Below are 3,809 nucleotides of genomic sequence, written 5' to 3'. Positions count from 1 at the left end.
TTTTTTTGGGGGGGGGGGGGGGTAATGTATGTGATCGAATCTAAAATGTTATTTCTTAATAAATAGATAATGGGGTCTTTAGAATCGATATCTTTATATATAACTATTAATTATAAGTATATTTGCCCAGTAATTAAGTATTAATAGTTTAATATGATACTAACTGTTTTTTTAAGAACTAACAAGTTTTTTCATGTCTTATAATAAAAGTAATATTTTAGTAAATGATTATTAAATATTTAGTTTTTAATAAATAACTGGCAAGTATTTCGAAGAAAAAAAACGGAGGTGAAAAACATTGAAATACAAGAAAATAGCTTTATTTACCATAGTCTTCATGTTTTTATCTGTATGTAGTTTATCAGCTATTAGTGCAGCAAATAACACTATTAATAATTCAGACACGATAACCGATGGAATAGCTGGTACAGGCGATGGAGACACATTAACCTTACAAGGAGGAATATACAACAAAACAGACGACTATGGAATCACAATCGACAAAAATATAACAATACAAGGTAACACATCAACAAACCAAGTAATCATCGATGCACAAGGACTCAGCAGAATATTCTCAATAAACAGTAACTTGAATGTTAGATTCATCAACATAACATTCACAAACGGAATCGCTAGTGATGGTGGAGCAATCTACATCTATCAGGGGACCATGACTATCATCAACTGTACATTCATCAACAACACCGATAATGGTGGTGGTGGTGCTGGTGGTGCTGTGTATAATAGTAATGGTAATATGAATATTAGTGGTTCTAGCTTCACTAACAACAAATGTACTAGTACTTTTAGTAATGGTGGTGCTGTGTATAATAATATGGGTAATATGAGTATTAGTAGTTCTAGCTTCACTAACAATAATGTTGGTGGTGTTGGTGGTGTTGGTGGTGCTGTGTATAATAGTTGGTATTCTAATATGAATATTACTGATTCTAACTTCACTAACAATAACGCTAATTCTACTAGTGGTGTTAATGGTGGTGCTGTGTATATTAATTATTATTGTAATGTTAGTATTACTGGTTCTAACTTCATTAACAACAGCGCTTCTAGTACTGGTGCTAATGCTCATGGTGGTGCTGTGTATATTAATTCTAATTGTAATGTTAGTATTACTGGTTCTAACTTCACTAACAACACCGCTTCTACCGTTTCTACTGCTAATCATGATGCTAATGGTGGTGCTGTGCATATTAATTCTAATTGTAATGTTAGTATTACTGGTTCTAACTTCATTAACAACACCGTTTCTATTCCTAATCAAGATGCTAATGGTGGTGCTGTGTATAATAATTATTATTCTAATATGAATATTACTGATTCTAATTTCACTAACAACACTGCTACTAATGGTGGTGCTGTGAATAATCAGGATTATAGTAATATGAGTATTAGTGGTTCTAGCTTCATTAACAACACTGCTACTAGTTATGGTGGTGCTGTGTATAATGATGATATTTCTAATATGAATATTAGTGGTTCTAGCTTCACTAACAATACTGCTGCTATTTATGGTGGTGGTGTGTTTACTAATGGTAGTGATGGTGTGATTAGGGATTCTAATTTCACTGGTAATAGCCATGCTGTTGTTTTCAATGGTACTAATAATAGTTTAACTGGTTCCGATATACTCAATAACCAAGAGGGAATAATTATTCTTGATGGAAATGGTAATCATATCAATTACAACCGTATTTTCAATAATAATAGTACTGGTTATGATATGGAAAACTCTGGAACTGATACTAATGCTGATTGGAATTGGTGGGGTAAAAACGATATAAGTAGCAGTATTTCTGGTCTTAATACTAATAATCATTATATTTTGAATATTACTAACTCTAGTAGTTTGGATGATGTTCATTTTGATGATAATGTTAGCTTTTATCTGTTAGTCTTGAATACTACTCTTGATAATACTAATGTTACAAATTTACCTGATTTTGTTATTACTGGTACTTTTAATGGTAAAGCTTATAATTCTAGTCGTAATGAAAGTTTTAACCATCTGTTTACTATTTTATCTGTAGGAACTCAGAACGTAACTGCTTCTTTAGATTCTTTAGATAATCAAGATGTGTTTATGCCTTTTAGTGCGACAAAAGCTTTTACTAATTCTACTATTGTTGTTAACCCTGATTCTGTGAATATTGATGAAAATATTACTATTAGTGGTGTTTTAGCTAATCATACTGGAGTAACTAGTGTTAATGTTACTGTTGATGGTAAACTCTTTACTAATGTAACTGTTGATGCTTCTGGTTACTGGGAGTTAAATTACACTACCAACCGAACTGGAACTGATTTAGAAGTTATTGTTAGCTTTGGTAATGAAAATTACAATGATTTTAGCAATGCTACTACTTTCACAGTAAATATGAGCAGTACTAATTCAACTATCGTTGTTAATCCTAATCCTGTAAATATTGGTGAAAATGTTACTATTAGTGGTGTTTTAGCTAATCATACTGGAGTAACTAGTGTTAATGTTACTGTTGATGGTAAACTCTTTACTAATGTAACTGTTGATAATGGTGGATATTGGGAGTTAAATTACACTACCAACCGAAGTGGAACTGATTTAGAGGTTATCGTTAGCTTTGCAGGTAATGAAAATTACATGAGCTTTAGTAATTCTACTAGCTTTAATGTTACTAAATTAGCTATTAATTCAACTGTAAATATTCCAAATGATGTTAAGGTGGGTAAAACCATAACAATCAGTGGTGTGCTTGTTGATGAGAATGGCAATTCAGTAGCTAATGTTCCAATTACTGTTACTGTTGGTGGTAAAGCTTATTCTTTGACTACTGATTCTAATGGTCGATGGAGTCTTACTTACAAACCAACTCACACTGGAAGTGTTAATTCTATTTTGGATTATGCAGGAAACGATAAATACTTTAGCTATACCAATACTACAACTTTTAATGTTGTAAAAGGTAAAGCTATTGTTGATGTGGATGTAATTAAAAATTCTGATGGTTCTGTTGATGTGATTGTCACAGTAACGGATGAAGACGGCGATCCAATACCAGGCTATGAAGTTAGTGTTGATTTGGATGGTAAACACATCGCAGATATCTTTACTGATGTTTATGGTGTTAGAAGAATCCATATTCCAAGTAGTGAACTCAGTGACGGTCGTCATGTGATTACAGTTTCATCTGGTGATGTAAACTACGATGTTAATCCAGTTTCAGTTGAATTTGAAATCCAAAACAATAATAATGATACTAATAATAATAAAACAAATAACAATCCAGTAGCTAGTGCTACTATGAAAAATACAGGAATGCCGATAATAGCTATCATATTAGTGTTGTTAACCATATTTGGAATAAGTATTAGAAGAAAAGAAGATTAAAGATTTTTTTAGGAGGATTTGCTTATTTTTCCTCTTTTTTTATTTTTTTATTTGTAGTATCTAGTTTTTTTATATTCTTTTTTAGGAAAACTAAGTTTTTATCTATTTTGTTTATGATAGGAAAATAAAAATATTATTTGATGGGGTTCATGTTTTATGCACAACACGAAATTTTATCATCTTATAATTTTAATTTGTCATTTTAAAATGCTTTAAATAGTATTTAATTTGTTGAATATCTTTATTAATTTAAATAAAAATTATTTAATAAATATCTTTACTAATTTAAATAAAAATTATTTAATAGATATCTTTATTAATTTAAATAAAAATTATTTAATAAATATCTTTATTAATTTAAATAAAAATTATTTTAATAAATATCTTTATTAATTTAAATAAAAATTATTTAATAAATATC

1 protein-coding gene is annotated in these 3,809 nt (G+C 29.8%); it reads left to right on the top strand.

Annotated elements, in window-relative coordinates; all coding sequences use genetic code 11:
- Positions 1-298 precede the first annotated feature (298 nt).
- Positions 299-3,388 (top strand): beta strand repeat-containing protein, encoded by a 3,090-nt coding sequence (locus MBCUT_RS10185; RefSeq protein WP_067260727.1) that lies wholly within the window; start codon positions 299-301, stop codon positions 3,386-3,388.
- The last annotated feature ends 421 nt before the right edge of the window (positions 3,389-3,809 follow it).

This window comes from Methanobrevibacter cuticularis (genome assembly GCF_001639285.1).
GTDB classification, from domain to species: Archaea; Methanobacteriota; Methanobacteria; order Methanobacteriales; family Methanobacteriaceae; genus Methanobaculum; species Methanobaculum cuticulare.
This window is presented reverse-complemented; position numbering and strand designations above follow the sequence as displayed.